The organism is Streptomyces durocortorensis (assembly GCF_016901035.1).
GTDB lineage: Bacteria > Actinomycetota > Actinomycetes > Streptomycetales > Streptomycetaceae > Streptomyces > Streptomyces durocortorensis.
The window spans coordinates 1-2,828 of the sequence record NZ_JAFEUF010000432.1; the positions used below are offsets into that span (position 1 = coordinate 1).

Here is a 2,828-nt window from a genome sequence, read left to right on the forward strand (position 1 = left end):
GGGGCCCCGGGGCGCCGCGGCCCCCCCGGGTCGGCCTCCTCCCTTAAAACCGCCCCCCCCCCCTTCGGGGGGGGGGGGCGCCCCCGGGGGGGGGGGGGCCCCCCCCCCCGCGACCGCACCCCACCGTCCTCAGGGCTCCGCGCTCAGGGCTTGGCGCCCCGGTCCTTCAGCATGTCCGCCATCAGCCCGATCTCCGACTGCTGGCCCCGGACCATGCCCTCCGCGAGATTCCGGATGGCGTCCGTCTTCGCCGTACCGGCGGCCGCCTGCGCCATGTCGGCACCCGCGCGGTGGTGCACGGTCATCAGCCGCAGGAACAGCACCTCGGCCGCCTTGCCCTCGGCTGCCTCCAGCGCCTCCAGCTCCGCGTCGGTGGCCATGCCCGGCATCAGCGAACCGTCGTCCGTCGGCGTGAAGGTGTGCCCCATCCACGCCATCGGCGGCCCGGCCGCGCTCTTCGGCAGCCCCCACATCTCCAGCCAGCCCAGCATCATGCCGCGTTGGTTGGCCTGGGTGTTGATGATGTCGTACGCGAGCCGCCGCACATCCTCGTCGTCGGTGCGGTCCCGCACGATGAACGACATCTCCACCGCCTGCTGGTGGTGGATCGCCATGTCCCGGGCGAAGCCCGCGTCCACGGAGTCCTCCGCCGGAGCGGACAGCGAGGACGACGCCCCGGACGGGGAGGCCGCCGAGGGGCGGACCACCATCAGCGCCACCAGCCCCAGCGCGACGAGCAGCACCGAGGCCCCCGCGAGGACCAGCCGGCGGGTGGAGCGGGCGGGTGCGAGGGCGGTCACTTGTCCAGCCCGCCGGTGCAGGCGGCCCCCGGCTCAGGGGTCTGCGGGCCCTGCACGTACTTCGTGAAGAACTGGTCGACCCGGTCGTCCGAGGCGTTCTTGACCGTGACCTGCTTGCCCCAGGCGCTGAGCATCAGCGGATCCTTCTGGTCCTTGACCGGGCTCATCAGGGAGTACGGGGTCGACTTGACCTTCTTGGTCAGCGCCTCGATGTCCGCGTCCGAGGCCTTGTCGTTGTACGTCACCCAGACCGCGCCGTGCTCCAGCGAGTGCACGGCGTTCTCCTTCGGTATCTCGGCGGTGTAGACGTCCGCGTTGCAGTTCATCCAGACCTGGTTGTGGTCGCCGCCGACGGGCGGGTTCATCGGGTAGTCGACCTTGTTCGCGACGTGCTCCTGCGTCAGCTTGTCCCAGCTGCGCTCGCCGGTGACGGGGGAGGTCTTGGCCTGCTGCTCCTTCTCCTCCTTCTCGTTGGCCTGCGACATCAGGTAGCCGCCTCCGGCGACCAGGGCGGCGACCACGGCCACCGACGCGCCGATGGTGATGATGCGGACGCGGCGCTCGCGGGCGCGCTCCTTGCGGCGGGCCTCATCGAGCTTGGCGCGACGCGCCGCGGCCGCGTTGTTCTGGTTCTTGGCGGAAGCCATGGGAAGTCCTCGTCGTTCAACCGATGCATGCGGGGGCATGCATGAGGGGGTAAGGGATGCGGGGCACACGAAAAACCGCTCCCGGGGAGCCGGCGCGGGGCGCGGCGGGAGAGCGGACCCGGCCTCTAGATCCGCAGGACCTGAAGGCGTAGTTGATCGACGGAACGCACACCGTCGTGCGCGGGACCTCTGATGGCCGCCGCCCCCGTGAGCGGGGCGGCCGCGACGAAGGCCACGGGCGAGGGGACGGCCACGGGGGCGGACGACACCGGAAGCACGACGGCCACCGTGTGCGTCGAGCCGCCGTGGCACGACGTCCCCAGACCGCGGTCCGCCGGAGAGACCAGCACGACCGGCTCGACGGCCGCGTCGGGCGTCGGGGTGAACGCGCGGACGGCACTCGCGTCGGCCTGGCCCGCCGCGACCGGCACGGCGGCGGACGAGGTGGCGGCCGAGCAGCAGAAGAGCACGGCCAGCAGGAAGAAGACCCAGCCCAGGGCGAGGGGCGCGCGGGAGCGGTACCGCTGCCGGTCCGTCCGCGTGCTCACCCTGGTCATCGCCCGTCATCGTAGTGGGTACATGAAGATTCAAAGAATGTGGGTCGCGTGGTTCGCGGGACAGTGTGCCCGAGTCGTCGCCGCACGAACAGAGGGTAGGTAATTTACGAGTGTAATACCTGTTAACGTGTATGGGTGAGCGATACACCTACCCGCGCCGGGCAGCCCTCCGTCCGCAAGCTCCCATCGGTCGTTCGAGGCCTTCCGCCCGCTGTACGAAGCCTGCCGTCGGCTGTCCGGAGCCTCCCGCTGGCCCCGGCCCTGCGGCTCTCGCGGCCCTCGGACACCTGGTTCAAGCCCGCTCTCAGCGTGGTCGTCGCCTCCGCCGTCCCTCAGCTGACACTCCTGGCCCTCGGCCGGCTCGACCTCGTCATGTACACCATGGCCGGTTCGCTCTGCGCGCTCTACGCACACGGCCTGCCGTACGCCCGGCGGGCGCGGGCCGTCGCGGGCGTGGTGCTCGGCATGACGGCCTCGCTCGCCGTCTCCCTGGTCACCGCCTCGCTCACCGGCTCGACCGCCGTGCTCATCGCGGTCGGGGCGCTGCTCGCCGCCGCCCAGAAGGTGCTGTGCGACGCCACCCGGATCGGGCCGCCCGGCCACGTGATCTTCACCTTCGTCAGCTCCGCGGCCCTCTTCGCCCCGCAGCGCCCCGATCAGATCCCCGGCCACCTCGCCCTGACCCTCGGCGCGGGCGCGTTCGCCTGGCTCGTCACCGTCGCGCCCGCCCTGGTCCGCCGCGAGGGGCCCGAACGCCGCGCTGTCGCCCGCGCCCTGGAGGCCGCGGCCGCGTGCGCCGCCGACCCCGGCCCCCGCCCCCGCCC

At 72.4% G+C, this 2,828-nt stretch carries 3 protein-coding genes and 1 pseudogene; 1 reads left to right on the forward strand and 3 read right to left on the reverse strand.

The window, feature by feature from the left end; translation table 11 throughout:
- Positions 1-143 precede the first annotated feature (143 nt).
- The 3 genes from JS521_RS35020 to JS521_RS35030 form a co-directional block, all read right to left on the reverse strand.
- The gene (locus tag JS521_RS35020) at positions 144-800 is read right to left on the reverse strand and encodes a DUF305 domain-containing protein (protein ID WP_205086895.1); all 657 of its coding nucleotides are present in this window, start codon (positions 798-800) and stop codon (positions 144-146) included.
- The gene (locus JS521_RS35025; RefSeq protein ID WP_205086896.1) at positions 797-1,447 is read right to left on the reverse strand and encodes a thioredoxin-like domain-containing protein; all 651 of its coding nucleotides are present in this window, start codon (positions 1,445-1,447) and stop codon (positions 797-799) included. Before JS521_RS35025 ends, JS521_RS35020 begins: the two co-directional genes overlap by 4 nt.
- Before the next feature lie 125 nt (positions 1,448-1,572).
- Positions 1,573-2,004: a hypothetical protein gene (locus JS521_RS35030; RefSeq protein ID WP_205086897.1), complete on the reverse strand. Its 432-nt coding sequence runs from the start codon at positions 2,002-2,004 to the stop codon at positions 1,573-1,575.
- Between the two features lie 222 nt (positions 2,005-2,226).
- Between JS521_RS35030 and JS521_RS35035 the strand changes: the two are divergent.
- Positions 2,227-2,828 (forward strand): annotated as a pseudogene (locus JS521_RS35035) (FUSC family protein); the annotation flags it as partial.